17 protein-coding genes are annotated in these 16,937 nt (G+C 73.8%); 11 read left to right on the top strand and 6 right to left on the bottom strand.

Going from position 1 to position 16,937, the window contains the following annotated elements; translation table 11 throughout:
• Positions 1-122: 122 nt before the first annotated feature.
• From AC0665_RS30815 to AC0665_RS30795, 5 genes are read left to right on the top strand one after another with little or no spacing between them, the layout of a single operon-like run.
• A complete protein-coding gene (locus AC0665_RS30815; RefSeq protein ID WP_366053388.1) occupies positions 123-311 on the top strand; it encodes a hypothetical protein in 189 nt (62 codons plus the stop codon).
• 19 nt (positions 312-330) lie between these two features.
• Entirely contained in the window at positions 331-1,032 is a 702-nt protein-coding gene (locus AC0665_RS30810; RefSeq protein ID WP_468639412.1) for a hypothetical protein, read from the top strand.
• Positions 1,029-1,940, top strand: a complete 912-nt coding sequence (locus tag AC0665_RS30805; RefSeq protein ID WP_478706253.1) for a DUF6895 family protein — start codon at positions 1,029-1,031, stop codon at positions 1,938-1,940. Before AC0665_RS30810 ends, AC0665_RS30805 begins: the two co-directional genes overlap by 4 nt.
• A complete protein-coding gene (locus AC0665_RS30800; RefSeq protein WP_366053391.1) occupies positions 1,937-2,854 on the top strand; it encodes a DUF6895 family protein in 918 nt (305 codons plus the stop codon). Before AC0665_RS30805 ends, AC0665_RS30800 begins: the two co-directional genes overlap by 4 nt.
• The gene (locus AC0665_RS30795; protein ID WP_478706252.1) at positions 2,851-4,074 is read left to right on the top strand and encodes a serine hydrolase domain-containing protein; all 1,224 of its coding nucleotides are present in this window, start codon (positions 2,851-2,853) and stop codon (positions 4,072-4,074) included. Before AC0665_RS30800 ends, AC0665_RS30795 begins: the two co-directional genes overlap by 4 nt.
• Positions 4,075-4,135: 61 nt before the next feature.
• Here AC0665_RS30795 and AC0665_RS30790 read toward each other — a convergent pair whose 3' ends face one another.
• The 5 genes from AC0665_RS30790 to AC0665_RS30770 form a co-directional block, all read right to left on the bottom strand.
• Positions 4,136-5,503, bottom strand: a complete 1,368-nt coding sequence (locus tag AC0665_RS30790) for an alpha-lytic protease prodomain-containing protein (RefSeq protein WP_478706251.1) — start codon at positions 5,501-5,503, stop codon at positions 4,136-4,138.
• 170 nt (positions 5,504-5,673) lie between these two features.
• Positions 5,674-7,338, bottom strand: coding sequence for an alkaline phosphatase D family protein (locus tag AC0665_RS30785; protein WP_478610485.1), 1,665 nt, complete (start codon positions 7,336-7,338; stop codon positions 5,674-5,676).
• A gap of 226 nt (positions 7,339-7,564) precedes the next feature.
• Complete coding sequence (locus AC0665_RS30780) at positions 7,565-8,329, bottom strand: metallophosphoesterase family protein (RefSeq protein ID WP_468413822.1); 765 nt, start codon at positions 8,327-8,329, stop codon at positions 7,565-7,567.
• A complete protein-coding gene (locus AC0665_RS30775) occupies positions 8,326-8,613 on the bottom strand; it encodes a hypothetical protein (RefSeq protein WP_468413824.1) in 288 nt (95 codons plus the stop codon). Before AC0665_RS30775 ends, AC0665_RS30780 begins: the two co-directional genes overlap by 4 nt.
• A gap of 11 nt (positions 8,614-8,624) precedes the next feature.
• On the bottom strand, positions 8,625-9,302 hold the full coding sequence (locus AC0665_RS30770; protein ID WP_468413826.1) for a nucleotidyltransferase family protein: 678 nt from the start codon (positions 9,300-9,302) through the stop codon (positions 8,625-8,627).
• Between the two features lie 335 nt (positions 9,303-9,637).
• On the opposite strand from AC0665_RS30770, the gene AC0665_RS30765 reads away from it, so the two are divergent.
• From AC0665_RS30765 to AC0665_RS30755, 3 genes are all read left to right on the top strand, one after another.
• Positions 9,638-9,847 (top strand): hypothetical protein, encoded by a 210-nt coding sequence (locus AC0665_RS30765; protein ID WP_478610483.1) that lies wholly within the window; start codon positions 9,638-9,640, stop codon positions 9,845-9,847.
• Positions 9,848-9,931: 84 nt separating this feature from the next.
• Positions 9,932-10,528 (top strand): hypothetical protein, encoded by a 597-nt coding sequence (locus AC0665_RS30760; protein WP_478610481.1) that lies wholly within the window; start codon positions 9,932-9,934, stop codon positions 10,526-10,528.
• A gap of 16 nt (positions 10,529-10,544) precedes the next feature.
• Complete coding sequence (locus AC0665_RS30755; RefSeq protein WP_478706250.1) at positions 10,545-14,876, top strand: HAD-IC family P-type ATPase; 4,332 nt, start codon at positions 10,545-10,547, stop codon at positions 14,874-14,876.
• 58 nt (positions 14,877-14,934) lie between these two features.
• On the opposite strand, the gene AC0665_RS30750 is transcribed toward AC0665_RS30755, so the two are convergent.
• Positions 14,935-15,384: an SRPBCC family protein gene (locus tag AC0665_RS30750; RefSeq protein ID WP_468413834.1), complete on the bottom strand. Its 450-nt coding sequence runs from the start codon at positions 15,382-15,384 to the stop codon at positions 14,935-14,937.
• A 148-nt stretch (positions 15,385-15,532) separates the two neighbouring features.
• Between AC0665_RS30750 and AC0665_RS30745 the strand changes: the two genes are divergently transcribed.
• The 3 genes from AC0665_RS30745 to AC0665_RS30735 all read left to right on the top strand — a co-directional run bounded on the left by AC0665_RS30745 (position 15,533) and on the right by AC0665_RS30735 (position 16,928).
• Positions 15,533-15,976 (top strand): phage holin family protein, encoded by a 444-nt coding sequence (locus AC0665_RS30745; protein ID WP_478511048.1) that lies wholly within the window; start codon positions 15,533-15,535, stop codon positions 15,974-15,976.
• Positions 15,973-16,404, top strand: coding sequence for a DUF3618 domain-containing protein (locus AC0665_RS30740; RefSeq protein WP_478610476.1), 432 nt, complete (start codon positions 15,973-15,975; stop codon positions 16,402-16,404). The genes AC0665_RS30745 and AC0665_RS30740 overlap by 4 nt, the downstream gene beginning before the upstream one ends.
• Before the next feature lie 71 nt (positions 16,405-16,475).
• On the top strand, positions 16,476-16,928 hold the full coding sequence (locus AC0665_RS30735; protein WP_478706249.1) for a flavodoxin family protein: 453 nt from the start codon (positions 16,476-16,478) through the stop codon (positions 16,926-16,928).
• The last annotated feature ends 9 nt before the right edge of the window (positions 16,929-16,937 follow it).

Raw genomic sequence — 16,937 nt, 5'->3', positions numbered from 1 at the left:
CTCCTGATGGGTCAGATGTTGAAAATGTTATTTAAGTGAATTCTGAGAAAGTTGGCATGCTTTGCCGGATTTCGGTGATCCGGAAGGTGAAGGTACTCGCTTCAGCTCAGGGAGATGGTGCTATGCCTTCCAAGGAAAAGGTCATCGAAGAACTGACCGGTGTGCCGAGCGTCGACATCGAGGCGGCACTCGACCCGGCGGAACTCGACGGCGTCTACCGCGACAGCCGTGAGTGCGCAGCACTGGCTCTGTCCTCCGGGGCAACCAAGCTGCTGCTGTCGCCGCCGACCCCGCGCCCGAAGAAGGGCTAGTGATCGACGGGAGTAGTCAATGGAGCAGTCTGGCACTTCGACCCTCTTGCAGGGCGCGGTGCAGGACCTCGCCTCCGGTGTGGTCTCCGCCCTTCGGGGCGGAGACCACGCGCGAGCGGCCGCACCCGGGCCGGTCGACGTGGAGGAGGGAGGCCTCGTACTCGCGGCCGTCCGCGTGCTGGGAGCCGACGCGCTGCTGCCGGCCGTCCTGCTGGGCACCCCGCCCGACCCGGACGAACTCGCCGTGTTCCGCAAGTCCGTGGAGTCCTTCCCGCCGCGCGCGGACGCGGCCCCCACCGTGCTGTGGAGCCACTGGGCCATGGCACGCACCCTGCGCCGCCTCGACCCGCCGTCCGCCGCCGGGATCGCCGACGGCACGGAACCCGGGGCCGAATGGCTCGACGTCGCGAGCTGGCAGGTCCTGACCCATCAACTGGCGGTACTGGCCCCCCTCGCCCTGCCCGGCGAGGACTGCGCCGTGTCCCGCGCCGCACAGGGCCGCCCCGTGGACGTGGCCCGCGGATTCGTGCGCGCGGTGCGCCGCAGGGACTGGCGGCAGGCCGCCGGTGCCGGCCGCTGGCTCACCCTGCTGCACGGCGTCCCCGAGACACTGGGACTCGAAACCGGCCTGGACTTCGTGGAACTGATGGCCGGCCACGACCCGCTCGTGGAACTCCAGGTGGCGGCGGCCCGCCGCCTGCGCACCGGAGTGCCGGTGTGACCACGGCACAGTCCCCGCGGATCCGGCAGGTGGCGCGAGCCGCGCTGGCCTGGGCGTCCACGCACCGCGCGGACTTCGCCCTGGGCGACGACGCGCTGGCCGTCGACGGACAGGTCAACAGCAGTTGGAAGCCGCTCGGCGAACTGGCCCAGGTCTGCGCGAGCGTCATCCGCCGCACACCCCCCGGCGACCCGCTGCACACCTGCGCGGCCGACCTGCTGGCCTTCGCCTGGCAGCAGACCGGCGAGGGCGAGCTGTTCCTCCGGCTGCAACGCCTGGAGCCCTTCGCCACCTACCCGCTGGAGGTCTACGCCGCCCTGGCCGCGGCCGGATTCCGGCACCCCGCCTACGAGGCCGCGACCGCCACCGTCGCCCGCACTCGAGGCTGGCGGCTCACCGAGCAGGAACCGACCCGCCGCCTGGGCGTCCTCAAGGCGGAGGAACACGGCGGCGTCCACCGGGACGACCCCGGCGAGCAGGTGCTGCGCCGCACCTGGCTGGGCGGTCTGCCCGAGCCATGGACCTTCGAACGGTCCGCCGGCTACGCGCTCACCCACGTCGTCTTCCACCTCACCGACTGGGGCCGCGCGCCCCAGGGCTTCCCCTCCGACCTGACCGCCTACCTCGCCGACTGGCTGCCGCCCTGGCTCGACACCTGCCTGGACGCGCGGATGTGGGACCTGTCCTGCGAACTGCTCGCCGTGGCGGCCGGCGTGCCCGGGCTGCCGGACGACACCGTCCCCGGCGACGCCTGGGAACGGATCGCCGCGGCACAGGACCCGTCCGGCGCACTCCCCGAGGAGAACGACGCGGGCGACCCCGACCGGTACTTCGCGCACCACTACCACTCCACCCTCATGGCGGCCTTCGCGGCGGCACTCACCGCCGGACAAGGAGCACCGGTATGACCGACACCCGTCTGATCCACACCGTCGGGGTGGGCGCCATCGAATGGCTGTGGGCCCACCGGGACGGATTCCGCCTGGAACCCGATGTGGACCCCGAGATCGGCTTCCTGGAGCGCTTCAAGCCCGTCGGTGAACTGGCCCTGATCTGCAAGGTGCTCTTCCGCGAGGGAGTGGCCGGCTCGCGCCAGGCCCAGCTGGCGCGCCAACTGCTCGACCACGCCTGGCGCGAGACGCTCGACGGCGGCACCATGCTGGTCCGCGGACAGCGCACGGAGCCGATCTCACCCATCCCGTTCGAGGTGTACCTCCCCTTCAAGGAACTGGGCTACAGCCAGCCGGACGTAGAACGGGCGGCCGTCCTCAACCACCGGCTGGACAGCTGGGTCGCCTTCGAGACGACCCCGACCCGGCGGCTCGGCCTGTCCGCCTTCCAGCGCCGCTACGGACTGACCCCCCGCCCGCCCGAGGCCGACCTGGTGGGCACGACCTGGCTGGCGCGCACCCCGGAACCCTGGACCGTCGAAGGCCACATCGCCTACGACATCACCCACACCGTCTTCCACCTCACCGACTGGGGGGAGGACCCCGACGGTCTGCCGCCGGACATCGCCGACTACCTCGCCACCTGGCTGCCGGTCTGGATCGACGACTGGCTGGACCTGGAACGGTGGGACCTGCTCGGAGAACTCCTCGTGGTCGACGCCTGCCTGCCCCGCCCGACCCTGGACGAACGCGCCTGGCAGGCCTTCGCCGCCGCACAGCAGCCCGACGGAGCGATGCCCGCCATCCGCACGATGCCCGAGGGCACGCCCGACGAGGTGTTCGACATCGTCTACCACCCGACGCTGGTCGCCGCGTTCGCCTCGGTGCTGGCCACGTCCCGTGCGCTGTCCGGGCTGGTGCCCGCGTCATGACGTCCCGTCGGCCGTCCCCGTGGCCGGGCGAGCCGGAACCGCTCGACGGTGACGCCCCGGCACCGGCCTACGAGGCTCCGGCCGCGAACGCCGTGTACACGGCCCCGCGTCCGACGCCGCTCCCGCTCGCCGCGCGCTCACCGCACACCTCGCCTGGAGCCGCTTCCACGGCCCAGGCCTTGCGCGTGCCGGCGACGGACGCCTCTCCGGCCGACCCGCGACCGGCCGAGCGGCTCGCCGACGCCGTCACCGCCTCCGACGCCCCGGACGTCGTCTTCGCCCTCTCGCGACACGGCCACCGCACCGTCCTGAGCGGCGGCACCGCACCGCCCCCACCGCTGCCCCGCGAGGACCTGCGCCACGAGATCGGCTCGGCCGGCAAGACGCTCACCGGCCTGCTCCTGGCCCGGCTGATCCATACCGGCGCCCTGTCGGGAGGCGAACCGGCCACCGCCCTGCTGGACCCCGGACGGCCGGTCGGCGCCACCCCCGTGACGCTGGCCCACCTGATCACCCACACCTCGGGACTGCCCGCCCTCCCGCCCGGCTTCTTCCTCCGGGCCCTGCCCGGCTGGAACACCAACCCCTACGCCCGCTTCCCGGCCGACCTGGTCGTCGACGCCTACCTGCGCCACCGGCAGCGTCGTCGCCCCGGCACCCGCTGGTGCTACTCCAACTACGGCGTCGCCGTCCTGGGACACGCCCTGGCCGCCGCGACCGGCACCGGCTGGGAGGACCTGCTCACCGGGCAGGTGCTGCGCCCGCTGGGCCTCGACGGCACCGCCCTGCGCGCGGACGGCTCCGGGCTCGACGCCGTCGGACACGGCAAGGACGGCAAGACACCGGTACCCCCCTTCGACGCCGGCGGCTTCCAGGCGGCCGGCGCCGTCCGCGCCACGCCGCACGACCTGCTCACCTTCCTCGAGGCCCACCTGTACCCGGACGACGCCCCACCGGAGCTCGCCCCGGCGCTGCGCGCGGTCCGGCGCCCGGTGCTCCGCCGGGGCCTGTCGCACCGGCACGTGCACACCATCGCCTGGTTCCGTCACCCCACCGACGGCGGGCCGATGTACTTCCACAGCGGAGCGACCCTGGGCCAGCAGGCCTTCCTGGGCTTCCGCCCCGACACCGGCACGGCACTGGCCGCCGTCTGCACCCGCCGCTTCCGCGCCCACGACCCGTTCGTCGCCGCCGCGTACGCGCTGCTGGCGGAGGAGTAGCGGGGCCCGCCCGGCACCGGCGGCAGCGGCCGCGCCGGCACCGGACAGCCCTGACCCCTCGTCACAACCGCTGCCACAGGGCGGGGGTGCCGGTGGGCGCCCAGGGGCCCTGGGCCTGGTGGGTCTGCAAACACTGGTAGCGCACACCCGCGTGCGTCACGGTGACCCCGGCCTCGTAGACCCGGCCCGCGGCCCACGTCTGCGCGACGTTGCCCTGCGGCGCAGGGTCCTCCGCCTCGGCCGTCTTGAGGGTGAGGCCGAACTCGCTCAGCAGCGCGTTGATCGGCTGGTAGAACGTGGTGCCGCCGGTCGAGCAGTCACCGGAACCGCCGGACGTCACGCCCTGGGCCTGGACGCCCGAGACGTACGGCCCGCCGGAGTCGCCCGGCTCGGCGCACACCGTCGTCTGCGTCAGACCGTCCACCTTGCCCTCGGCGTAGCTGACGCTGGTGTCGTGCTGCTCGACCTTGCCGCAGTGCCACCCCGTGGTGGAGCCCGAGCGGCAGATCGCCGCCCCGACCAGCGCCTGGACCGAACCGGTGATCTGCACCGGCTGGCCGCCCTCGCCCTTCACGTTCGGCGTGGCCTTCCACGGGTCGGTGACGGCCACCCACGACATGTCCTTGCCGGGGAAGACGGAGGCCTGGAAGGTGCCCTGCGCCGCCTTGTTGTGCCCGGTCGTCTTGGCGCCCGGCTTGCCGCAGTGGCCGGCCGAGGCGAAGCCCTCCTGCTCGCCCTTGGTGACGGAGAAGCCGATGGAGCAGCGGGCGGTGCCGTCGATGTAGTAGGCGTCGCCGCCCGTGACGTCCTCCATGAGCCGCGGCCGGTTCGCCGTGACCTTCACGCTCACATTTCTGGCGTCGAGGCCGGCGGCCTTGACGAACGCGGCCGCGGCGGTCTTGGTCCCGGCCTCCACCACGACCCGGTTCGCCGGGATGTCGACGTACCACAGGGGGGTCTCGCGGGTGCTGACCCGGGCGGCCGCCGCGTCGAGCTTGTCCTTGGCGGCCCGCAGGTCGCGCAGCGTCTTCTTCACCACGGCCGCCTTCGCGCCCTGCGCCTTGATGGCGGCCACGTCGGCGGCGTCCGTGGTCGCCACCACGAGCTCCTGCGACGTGGCGCCCCGCAGCCAGGCCCCCGCGAAGCGGTCACCCAGGGCGTTGCGCAACAGGCCCGCCCGGGTGCCCGCCTCCGCCTCGTTGACCAGCCGCCGGGACGCCTGGGCCGGAGTCAGTCCGAGGTCGCGCTCCATGGCGCGCAGCACCGGTGCCGACGGCCGGTCGGCGCCGAGGGTCTGGGCGGCCGAGGGCAGGGGGCCCGCCGCGGGCGTCGGCTCGGCCGCCACGGCCACCGGGATCCCGGTGGCGACGAGCGCGCCGAGCGCGGTCAGCGCCACCCGGCGACCGGTCACGGCATGTCTGTGGACCATGCGATGCGTCTCCTTCGATCACAGCGTTGTGTGCGTGGTTCGGTGGGTGTCGCGGTCGTCGACGCGACTTCGTGCAGGCCTTGCCGGAACGGCCCGGGGTGATGTCCCGGGCCGCCCCGGTTCGCGCTTTGGTGCGGGGAACGGCGCCATGTGCAGTACCGGCGGACGCCTCACGCGGACTTCAGGCCGGGCGAACCCACCTCGGTGACGAAGGACGCGGTCGTCGTGATGCCGCCCCCGGGCGTGGTGATGGCCGGGACGGTCCGGAAGTCGACCTGCGCGGTCTCGCGGTCCATGTCGACGCGGACGTATCCGCGCCGGCCGTCGTAGTACTTCATGTGGGGGTTGGCCTTCATGTACGTGTCCCAGTCGGCGGGCTTGGCGGTGCCGTCGCCGCCACTGGCGACGGAGGTGCAGGTGAACTCCGTCCCGACCGTCCCGGAGGCCGGGTCGTCGAAGTCCTCCTTGATGTCGAAGGCGTAGCCGACGTGGACGTCGCCGGTGAGCACCATCCAGTTGGAGATGCCCGCGGCCTTCGCGCCCGCCATGACCCGGTCGCGGGAGGCCCGGTAGCCGTCCCAGGCGTCCATGGACACCCGGGCCGGCGCCGTCAGGTCGAATTTGCGCTGGGAGAAACACACCTGCTGGGGCATCACGTGCCACAGGGCGTTCGACTTCTGCCAGCCGTCCAGCAGCCAGCGCTCCTGATCGGCGCCGGTGAGGGTGCGGGCCGGATCGTCCGACTCTGGTCCCGGTGCGTGGGGCCGGTCGTTGTAGGCCTGGTCGGAGCGGTACTGACGGGTGTCGAGGATGTCGAACTGGGCGAGCGATCCCCAGGCCAGCCGGCGGTACAGCCGGGCGTCGGGCCCGTTCGGCAGCTGCTCGGCGCGCAGCGGCTGGTTCTCCCAGTACGCCCGGTAGGCGGCGGCCCGGCGCACCAGGAAGTCCGCCGGGGCGCTGCCCTTCTCGTCGTAGGCGCCCGCGTAGTTGTTCTCGGTCTCGTGGTCGTCCCAGGTGACGACGAACGGGTGCTGGGCGTGCGCGGCCTGGAGGTCCGGGTCGCTCTTGTAGAGCGAGTAGCGCAGCCGGTAGTCCGCGAGCGTGGTCGCCTCGTGGTTGAACACGTCGGGGAGCTTGCGGTCGGTGTAGCGGCGGGCCCCGCCCGCGGAGTCGACGCCGTACTCGTACAGGTAGTCGCCGAGGAAGAGGACCACGTCGACGTCCTCCTGCGCCAGGTGCCGGTGGGCGGTGTAGTAGCCGTCCTGGTAGGCCTGGCAGGCGACGGCGGCCAGCCGCAGCCGGTCGGCGTCACTGCCCGGCGCCGGGGCGGTGCGGGTGCGGCCGACGGGGCTGATCCAGCTGCCCACCCGGAACCGGTAGTAGTACTCGCTGTCCGATCGCAGGCCCTTGACGTCGACGTGGACGCTGTGGGCGTACTCGGGGTGGGCCGTGGCGGTCCCCTCCTGCTCGACGAGGACGAACCACTCGTCCATCGCCACCTCCCAGGACACGGCGACCCGTTCCTGGCCGAGGCCGCCGTCCTCGGCGTACGGCTGGGGCGCGAGCCGTGTCCACAGCAGCACCGAGTCCGGCAGCGGGTCCCCGGAGGCCACACCGAGCGTGAAGGGGTTGTCGGTGATCCGGGCCGCGTCGCGTTCACGGGCGGCGGTGGCGCCGCGCGCGGGCCGGTTGGTGCTGAAGGCGAGCATGGCGGCGGCCGCCGTGACGGTCAGGAAGCGACGGCGGGCGACGTGCGGCGCCGCACTGCGCAGTACGGCGTCGTGCGGGGAGAAGGCATGCTCGGACGGTGATGTTTGACGGCCCGTCAGCGCCATCTGATGTCCTCTCGTACGGGGCACGTGCGCCCCGGACGGACGCGTGGGGACATCGCCGATGTGCGGAGCGCGGAGCTCGCATGCTAAGCAGACAAAATGCCTGAAACGGGCACGACGTGCGGGGGGTTCACACCACAGGCGGTACACCGGCGGTGCGGCGCGCCCGGTGAGCGGGCAAACGAAACCGCCGCCGGCGTTCGCCGGCGGCGGAGGGGAAAGGGGTGGCTCAGCGGGCCTGTTGGGCGGCGCCGCCGGTCGTGGCGGGCTCCCGGACCGGCAGGTGGTAGACGTGGAAGGCCCGTCCGATGACGGGCTGGGCGACGTTGCGCACCCGCACGCCACCGCTCGTCATGCCGTGCTCCGTACCGGCGTGCGCGTGCCCGTGCACCGCGAGGTCGGCACCGGCGGTGTCGATCGCCTCGGCCAGCAGGTAGCTGCCCAGGAACGGGTAGATCTCCAGCGGCTCGCCCGCCAGCGTGTCCGCGACGGGGGAGTAGTGGGTCAGGGCGATCCGCGCGTCACAGCCCTGCGCGTCCAGCTCCTCCAGCGCGGTGCGCAGGCCGTCCGCGCTCCGGCGCGAGTACCGCACGAACTCCTTCATCACCGGCTCGCCGAACTCCCCGGCGCAGCGCCCGACGAAGCCACCGCCGAACCCCTTGGTCCCGGCGACGCCGATGCGGGCACCGCCGCTCTCGACGACCGTGCCCTGCCCTTCCAGGACATGGGCGCCGGCCTCCCGCAGGATGGCCGTGACCTCGTCCGGGCGGTCGTCGTGATGGTCGTGGTTGCCGAGCACGGCGACGACCGGGACGGCGAGGTCCTGGATCTCCCGGCCCACCACCCGCATCTCCTCGGGGGTGCCGTGCCGCGTGAGGTCCCCGGCCAGCAGCAGGATGTCGGCGCACTCGGGCAGGGTCTCGAAGGCGGGCCGCAGCACCCCCTGGCTGTCCGGCCCCATGTGGATGTCTCCGACGGCCGCGATGCGGATCATGACAGTTCCTCCGCGTGGTCGGGGGAGGACGCCTCGGTGACCACGAGGTCGCTGTGCACGGGGAATCCCGCGAGCTCCTCGTGGACGGTGCGCACGATCTCGTCCCGGCAGGGCGTCGAGGGCACGGTGCCGGTGATCAGCACCGCCTCGCCGCGGGCCTCGACCCGTACGCCCAGTTCGCCGAGCTCGCCGGCGGCGAGGCGGTCCTGGAGGTGGGCGATGCGGTAGTCCAGGTTCTCGGCGGGCGGCCCGCCGCCCGCGTCCTGTGAACCGTGGGTGCTCATGGGGTGCTCCTTCAGATGACGTTCAGGCGCTCCAGCAGGAAGAAGAAGGCCGCGGGCATGGGCTCGTCCCCGCATTCGCGCCGTACCCGGTCCCAGTCGACCTTCTCCCGCAGGGCGCGGGCGATCGGCAGGGCCGCCCCGAAGTCGCAGTGGTGCTCGGAGAACGCGGCGGTCAGGCTCCACAGCAGGTCCGTCGGGGCCAGCACGGGCATGCGCACCGAGTCGACCGACAGCTCCTCCGCCCGCTCCAGCATGTCCGCGCCGACCGGCCGGTGCGCCAGCTCGAAGATGATGTCCACCGGCTGGCCGAAGCACGTGGCCTTGATCAGCCAGTCCTCCGGCGGGGTGTAGACCGTCAGCCCGGCCTCGTGGAGCGTGGCCGCCACGGCTTTCGCGTCCTCGGGGCGGATGGCGAAGTCGACGTCGTGCTGGAGGTTCTTCTCACCGCCGTGGGCATACGCGGCCACGCTGCCGGCCAGCGCGAACAGGTGCCCCTTGCGCTTCAGCAGGGCGCCGACCTGCTTCGCCGCCTCCAGCAGCGCCTGGTTGCGGTCCTGGGGGAGTTCCTGCAGGGGCTCGTCGGCCTGCGGGTCCTGTGGTGGCGCGGGCTCGTCCCCGTCCGGTGCCGTCCGGAGATCGGGGATCCCCGGTCGCCGGACGAGCGTCGCGTCATCACCGTTCTGCGTCATGACCACTCCTTCGCCGAACCGGACACGTCGCTCCCGTGCGGTGCCCGGACCCGAGACGGCTGTTTGCCTGCACTGAGTACCCGGAGCTTTCGCCCCGACACGGACGGCTTCCGAAGAGCGCCCGACCGGGCCCGTCACCCGCCCCGGCCCGGACGCCGGCAGGGCCGCGGAGACGGATCTTCGCGACGAAGTCCCGCACATCCGGGGCCGGTTCGGTGCCGGACCGCGGGTCCCGGCCCCACCGGAGGGCGTCGCCCCCGGGTGGCGGCACCCGCGCGTGCTGGCGAGCCTGATACGGCGGACCATCCGGCCGCCCGTTCGGAGAAGGAGCCCCCATGCGCACACTGCTCCAGGCGCTGCTCACCGCCCTGGCCGTGTCCCTGCTCGCCGTGCCCGCCCGGGCCGCCACCCTGCCGGCGGACGTCACCGCCGGCCAGTGCGTCGCCGGCGGAGGCATGATCATCATCTCCGCCGTGGGAGACGGCACACAGGGCTACACCAAGCGCTGCATGGGCGGAGTGCACGACGGCGAGACCGTCGTCTGACCTCCCGCCCGCCGGACCCGGCCGAACAAGACAAGCGCATACCCATCCAAAGGCGGAATATGGGGCAAAGAGCTGGGAAACCGGATGAAGCCACTGGACGCCGCGCTTGTGGAGGTCGACATGAACCAGGAGACATCACGTTCGTCCGATCTTCCGCAGCCGTTGCGGGCCGTGGCCTCGGGACTGAGGCATCTGCCGGGTGCCGAGCAGGTGGGCAAGGCGGCCACCGACGCGCTGGACAGGATCGGCGCGGTCTCGCCGCGCGGCCGCCGGATGGCCGTCTACGCGGGGGCCGGAGTGCTCGGCGTGGCCGGCGTCGTGGAATGGCCGGTGGCCGTCACCGGCGCGGCCGTCGCCTGGCTGACCCAGCCGCGCCCCTCCCGGCCCGACGACGGGTCACCGAACGGCGCACCCGGCACCGGCGAGGCCGGTCACCACCGCTCCCAGCACGGGTCCGACGACCAGGACACCTCCTCCTACGGCCCCGGCGGCAGACTCGCCGCCTCCCACTACCGGCGTGAGCGGCCGGACCCGCACGTCCACGAGCAGCCCGCCAAGGTCGGCGACACCGCCACCGCCTCCGCGCTGAAGCAGGTCGCCGAGGCCACAACCCACCACCCGCACGGCGAGGAGCCCGTCCAGGGCCCCCGGACCGGACACGACAGCCGCCCCACCGGCTGAGTCGGGACAGCAGCAGATGCTCACACGCTTCGACGTCGCCCCACTCGTCGGGGCCGTGGCCGGCGCGGCCGCAGGAGCCGCCCGCGGCACAGCCCGGTCGGCGACGTCCGTCTACGACACCACGCGCCGCGTCCGCAACGTCGCGCGCAACGCCCTGACCGGCGGACAGCACTGGAAGGCCGGACAGCGCCTCCACCTCGCCCTGCGGCACTCCGAGGGCGACGCCGAAACGCTCGCCCGCCAGGTCGCCGAGGAGCTGGTCGAGCACCCGGACGTGCTCACGGCGTACTGGGACGGGGGACTGGCCCGCCTGGTCGTCACCCTGGCCGAGGACGCCGCCACCGACCGCGTCACCGAACGGGCCACGGCACTCGCGGCCCGCCTCGGCATGGACGAGGGCGTCGACCCCAACCTCCGGGACACCAGCCACCCCGGCGACCCCGCCGAGGTGCGCGTCAGCGCGGCGGCGATCCTGCTGGACGCCGCCGGCGCGGCCGGGGCCCTGGCCGGCCGGTCGCTGCGGCTGCCCCCCGGCTCGCGCATCATCACCGCCACCGTCACGCTGCTGCGCGAGAACCCCCGCTTCCGGGCCGTCCTGCGCCGGCGCTTCGGAGCGTCCGGCATGGAACTCGTCCTCGCCGCCGCCAACGCCGCCGCCCACGGCGTCGGCCAGACCCCGCTGGCACTCGTGCTCGACGGCGTCCTACGCGGCAACCAGCTCGTCGAGGCGGTGGCCCGCGCCGCGGCCTTCGAGGCGCTGCACGACGACGTCTGCCACCACCGGCGCACCAGCCTGTCCGGCCCCACGGGCGCCCGGCCGCCCCTCAAGGTGACCCCCGCCGCGGAGTACGCCTCCCACGCCAGCACCGGCAGCCTCGCCGGCGCCGCCGCCACCCTCCTCGTCACCCACAGCGCGACGGACGCGGCCGAAGCGGTCCTCGCCGGATCCCCCAAGGCCGCCCGCTACGGACCGGCCGCCTTCGGCGCCACCCTCGGCACCTACCTCGCCCACGCCGGCATGCTCCTGCGCAACGGGGAGCGCCTGCGGCAACTGGAGATCGCCGACGCCCTCGTCCTGCACGCCGACGCCCTGCGCAGCCTGCGGCACGACGACACCGGCGACGGCCTGCCCGACGACCCGGTCCACCCCTTCGCCGAGGCCGTGCTGGACGCCGCCCGCCGGGCAGGACTGCACGTCGTGATCGCGGGCGGCTCCGACCTGAAGGACATCACCCGGCTCGCCGACGAGGTCGCCCCGAGCGCCAAGCCGTTCGCGGACGTCGTCCGGGCCCTGCAGGCCGAGGGGCGCGTGGTCGTGACCGTCGCCCGCCTTGACGAGTCCGGCGACCGGCACCTCGCGGCCGGACTGCCCGCGGGTGACGTGGCGATCGCCCTCACCGACGGCCGGTCCGCCGTCTGCTGGGAGGTCGACGTGCTGGCCCCGGGCGGACTCGCCGACGTCTGGCGGCTGCTGACCGCCATCCCGGCGGCCCGGCGCGTCGGCCGCCGCTCGCAGACGCTGGCCCGCGCGGGCGCGGCGCTCTCCGGGCTCCTCGTCGCCCGCGGCGGACAGCCCCCGGGCCGGCACCTGCTGTGGCCCCTCTCCCGGCACGCGCCCGTCAACATCGCCGCCGCCAACGCCCTGATCACCGGCTGGCTCGAAGCCACCCGCGTCGCCCGGGCCACCCCGCCCCCGCCCCGGCTGCACATCCCCTGGCACGCCCTGGAACCCGACGAGGCCCGCGACCGGCTGGGGCGCGCCGACGGTGACGACGAGCCCCGCGGACTCGCCCTGCTCGCCGACCGCTCAAAGCAGCAGGCCGCACGCCTGGCCCGCCACCCCGTCGCCACCCCCGCCCGCTGGACGTGGCAGGCGGCCGGCGCCGTCCGCCGCGAACTCGACGACCCGCTCACCCCCGTCCTCGCCACCGGCGCCGTCGCCTCCGCGCTGCTCGGCTCGGTCGTCGACGCGCTGCTCGTCGTCGGCGCCATGGACCTCAACGCCGTCACCGGCGGACTCCAGCGGATGCGCGCCGAACAGGCCCTGGCCCGGCTCGCCGCCCGGCAGCAGCCCAAAGCCCGCAAGCAGGACAGCCGCCGGCGCACGATCACCGTCGACGCCGCCCGGCTGCGGCCCGGCGACGAGATCAGCCTCGGCGCCGGCGACGTCGTACCCGCCGACGCCCGGCTGCTGGACGTCGACGGCCTGGAGGTCGACGAGTCGGCGCTCACCGGCGAATCCCTGCCGGTGACCAAGTCCGTCGAGGCCACGCCCGGCCTGCCGGTGGCCCAGCGGACCTGCATGGTCTTCGAGGGCACCACCGTCGTGGCCGGACGCGCCACCGCCCTCGTCGTGGACACCGGCGACCAGACCGAGGCCGGCCGGGCCGTCACCCTCGCCGCACGCACCCCACCGCCCGCCGGAGTCCAGGCCCGGCTCCAGGAACTCACCCGCAAGGCCCTGCCCGTCACCTTCACCGGCGGCGCGGCCGTGACCGGTCTGTCCCTGCTGCGCGGAAGCCCCGTCCGACGCGCCGTCAGCGGCGGTGTCGCGGTCGCCGTCGCCGCCGTCCCCGAGGGCCTCCCGCTCGTCGCGACCGTCGCCCAGATGGCGGCGGCCCGACGGCTGTCCCGCCGCGGCGTCCTGGTCCGCACCCCACGCACCCTGGAGGCGCTCGGCCGCGTCGACACCGTCTGCTTCGACAAGACCGGCACCCTCACCGAGAACAAGCTGCGCATGGTCCGGGTCGCCACCGCCGACGGCACCGTCCTCGCCACCGACACCGAGGAGGCCGCACCCGTCGTACGCCTGGCCGCCCGCGCCTGCCCGCAGGAGGAGACGGGCCAGGGCCGCCGCATCGCGCACGCCACCGACGAGGCCGTCCTCGACGTCGCCCCGCCCGACCAGGACTGGGCCCCGACCGGCGAACTGCCCTTCGAGACCCGCCGCGGCTACGCCGCCGCCGTCGGCCGCGACGGCGACCCCGGCATGGGGGAGCTGCTCGTCGTCAAGGGTGCCCCCGAGACGATCCTGCCCGCCTGCCGGGACCTGCCCGGACACGCCTGGGACACCGCACACGAACTGGCCGGGCAGGGACTGCGCGTCCTCGCCGTCGCCCGTCGCGCCTGCCGGGCCGACGACGCCGAGGCCGAACTCGACCAAGTGCTCGCGGACCTGGAGTTCAGCGGTTTCATCGCCCTCGCCGACGTCCCCCGCGACACCTCGCACGCCCTCCTCGCGGAACTGCGCCGCTCCGGCATCCTGCCCGTCATGCTCACCGGCGACCACCCGGAGACCGCCCGCGCCATCGCCCTGCAACTGGGCTGGCCCGAGGAGACCGAGGCGGTGACCGGCGACGAACTCGTCGCCATGGAGCGCCGCGAACGCGTCCGGGTCCTGCGCGGGGCGGGCGTCATCGCCCGGGTCGCACCCGAGCAGAAACTGCACGTCGTGGAGGCCCTGCAACAGGCCGGCCGGGTCGTGGCGATGGCCGGTGACGGCGCCAACGACGCCGCCGCCATCCGCGCCGCCGACGTGGGAGTGGGCGTCGAGTCCCGCGGCTCCGCCGCCGCCCGCAACGCCGCCGACCTCGTGCTGACCACCGGCGACCTCTCCGTCCTCGTGGACGCGGTCGTCGAGGGCCGCGCCCTGTGGCGCAGCGTCGCCGACGCGGTGAGCATCCTCATCGGCGGCAACGCGGGCGAGGTCGGCTTCAGCGTCCTCGGCACCCTGCTCGCCGGCGCCTCGCCCCTGTCGACCCGCCAACTGCTGCTGGTCAACCTGCTCACCGACATGTTCCCGGCCATGGCCGTCGCGGTCACCCCCAGCGACGACCCCTCGACCGCGGAACACGCCGCCACCGGCCCGATGGGCCTCGACGTCCTCGGCGCGCCTCTGCTGCGCTCCATCCGCCGCCGCGGCATCACCACCTGCCTCGGCGCGGTCACCGCGTACCTCATCGGCCGCCTCACCCCCGGCACCGAACGCCGCTCCACCACCATGGCCCTGTGCGGCGTGGTCGGGGCCCAGCTCGTGCAGACCCTCTCCGGGCGGCGCCACAGCACCCTGGTGTGGGTCACCGCCCTCGGCTCGGCCGCCGTACTCGCCGCCCTCGTCCAGACCCCGGGCGTCAGCCACTTCTTCGGCTGCACCCCCCTCGGGCCCGTGGCCTGGGCCGGCGTGGCCCTGGCCATCGCCCTGTCGGCCCTGGCCCCCCGCCTGGAACGCCTGCGGGCCGTCCACGCCGTCTACGACGCAGCGGCCCGACTCGCCCTGCGCCTGGGCGACCTGAGCCGGCAGACCCGGGACCTCTTGCAGAGCGGCGTCGCCGGTCCGGTGGCGGCATAGGCCCGAACACAGCGGAAGGCCGCCACCCCGTGCGGGGTGGCGGCCTTCGGGCGCGAGGTCAGACCTCGCCGCGCCAGGCGCCGGTCTCCGTACCGCGGGCCTCCATGAAGTCCTTGAACCTCTTCAGGTCGCCGGAGACCTGCCGCTTCACGAACCCGAGCTTGTCGCCCACCGTCTCGGCCACACCGTTCGGGTCGAAGTCCATCTGCAGCATCACCTTGGTGGTGTCGGCCTGGATGCGGTGGAACGTCACCACACCGGCCTGCCGGGCCTCGCCGCCCACGGTGGTCCAGGCGACGCGCTCGTCCGGGACCTGCTCGGTGATCTCCGCGTCGAACTCCCGCGCCTGTCCGCCGACCTTCGTGACCCAGTGCGTCAGGGTGTCCGTGCGCTGCTCGACGCGCTCGACACCGTCCATGAACTGGGGGAAGGACTCGAACTGCGTCCACTGGTTGTACGCGGTGTGCACCGGCACGCGGACCTCGATGGATTCCTCTACCTGCGACAAGGCGATACCTCCCTCTCTCGTACGTGAGCGACGGACGGGTACCGGATTTCGCTCCGCTCACTCATCGTCATCGAAAGTCGCGCGACCAGGTGTTCTTTCCGCCGTCGCTGGTACCCGGCCCACAACTACGGACCGGGAGGTGATCGCCATGACGGACACGCACCGCACGGCCCCCGCCGCTCCCCCCACGGGGAGCGCGCCGGCGGCCGGGGAAGAGCCGGTGGGCGAGCTGGTGCAACGGGCCACCGAGCAGCTGACCGAACTGGTGCGCGGCGAAATGCGCCTCGCCCAGGCGGAGATGACCGAGAAGGGCAAGCGCTACGGCAAGGGCGGTGGCCTGTTCGGCGGAGCCGGCGTCCTCGGCTTCGTCACCCTTCAGGCCCTGGTCGCCACGGTGATCGCCGCCCTTGCCGTACCGCTGCCGGTGTGGGCCGCCGCGCTGATCGTCACGGCCGTCCTCGCCGTCGCCACCGGCCTGACGGCGCTGGCCGGACGCAAGCAGGTGCGCAGCGCCGCCCCGCCCACCCCGCAGCGGACCATCGACAGCGTCAAGGCCGACGTGGCCGAGATCAAGGAGAGTGCACAGCGATGACCCAGCCCCCGCACGACGAGCCGACCGCCCGCAGCCAGGAGGAGCTGCGCGAGCAGGTCGAGCAGACCCGTCACGAGCTCGGCGACACCGTCCAGGCACTGGCGGACCGGGCCGACGTCAAGACCCGCGCCCGTGAGAAGGCCGTCGCGGTCCGGGAGCAGGCCGGGGCCAAGGCCCAGGAATGGAGCGGCCAGGCCAAGGCCAAGGCCGCGCACGTCGCCCACACGGTCGAGGAGAAGCTCCCCGAGCCGGTGAAGCAGAAGGGCGCGGCCGCCGCGCAGGGCGCCAAGGAGAAGGCCGCGCAGGCCGAACAGGTCTGGCAGGACAAGGCTCCGCAGCAGGTGCGTGACCACCGGACCGCCCTGCTGGCGGGCGCCGGCGCCCTCCTCGTGACCTTCCTGCTGATCCGCCGTCGCGGCAACCGCTGAGCGACCGCGAAAGACACCAGGGCCCCGTCACCGCTTGCGGTGACGGGGCCCTGACGGCATGGTCGGGTGCCGTGTCCACCTTGCTGATCGTCCATCACACGCCCTCGCCGCACTGCCAGGCGATGTTCGAAGCCGTCGCCTCCGGGGCGACCGACCCCGAGATCGACGGCGTCCGGGTCGTCCGCGTGCCCGCGCTGGCCGCCTCCGCCTCCGACGTCCTCGCCGCCGACGGCTACCTCCTCGGCACCCCGGCGAACCTCGGCTACATGTCCGGGGCTCTCAAGCACTTTTTCGACCAGATCTACTACCCGTGCCTGGACGCCACCCGCGGGCGGCCCTTCGGCTACTGGGTGCACGGCGGCAACGACGTCACCGGGGCCGTGCGCTCCATCGAGTCGGTCACCACGGGCCTCGGCTGGCGACGCGGCGCCGAGGCCGTGACCGTGACCGGCGAACCGGACAAGGGCGGCCTCGAACGCTGCTGGGAGCTGGGCGCGACGATCGCCGCCGGCCTCATGGGCTGACCCGCCCGG

The organism is Streptomyces sp. NPDC043685 (assembly GCF_056436585.1).
This window is presented reverse-complemented; position numbering and strand designations above follow the sequence as displayed.

Bases quoted from the DNA above. Each gene is read 5' to 3' on its own strand.
- AC0665_RS30815 (WP_366053388.1), top strand. From the start codon at position 123: ATGCCTTCCAAGGAAAAGGTCATCGAAGAACTGACCGGTGTGCCGAGC.
- AC0665_RS30810 (WP_468639412.1), top strand. From the start codon at position 331: ATGGAGCAGTCTGGCACTTCGACCCTCTTGCAGGGCGCGGTGCAGGAC.
- AC0665_RS30800 (WP_366053391.1), top strand. From the start codon at position 1,937: ATGACCGACACCCGTCTGATCCACACCGTCGGGGTGGGCGCCATCGAA.
- AC0665_RS30795 (WP_478706252.1), top strand. From the start codon at position 2,851: ATGACGTCCCGTCGGCCGTCCCCGTGGCCGGGCGAGCCGGAACCGCTC.
- AC0665_RS30790 (WP_478706251.1), bottom strand. From the start codon at position 5,503: ATGGTCCACAGACATGCCGTGACCGGTCGCCGGGTGGCGCTGACCGCG.
- AC0665_RS30785 (WP_478610485.1), bottom strand. From the start codon at position 7,338: ATGGCGCTGACGGGCCGTCAAACATCACCGTCCGAGCATGCCTTCTCC.
- AC0665_RS30780 (WP_468413822.1), bottom strand. From the start codon at position 8,329: ATGATCCGCATCGCGGCCGTCGGAGACATCCACATGGGGCCGGACAGC.
- AC0665_RS30775 (WP_468413824.1), bottom strand. From the start codon at position 8,613: ATGAGCACCCACGGTTCACAGGACGCGGGCGGCGGGCCGCCCGCCGAG.
- AC0665_RS30770 (WP_468413826.1), bottom strand. From the start codon at position 9,302: ATGACGCAGAACGGTGATGACGCGACGCTCGTCCGGCGACCGGGGATC.
- AC0665_RS30765 (WP_478610483.1), top strand. From the start codon at position 9,638: ATGCGCACACTGCTCCAGGCGCTGCTCACCGCCCTGGCCGTGTCCCTG.
- AC0665_RS30760 (WP_478610481.1), top strand. From the start codon at position 9,932: ATGAAGCCACTGGACGCCGCGCTTGTGGAGGTCGACATGAACCAGGAG.
- AC0665_RS30755 (WP_478706250.1), top strand. From the start codon at position 10,545: ATGCTCACACGCTTCGACGTCGCCCCACTCGTCGGGGCCGTGGCCGGC.
- AC0665_RS30745 (WP_478511048.1), top strand. From the start codon at position 15,533: ATGACGGACACGCACCGCACGGCCCCCGCCGCTCCCCCCACGGGGAGC.
- AC0665_RS30740 (WP_478610476.1), top strand. From the start codon at position 15,973: ATGACCCAGCCCCCGCACGACGAGCCGACCGCCCGCAGCCAGGAGGAG.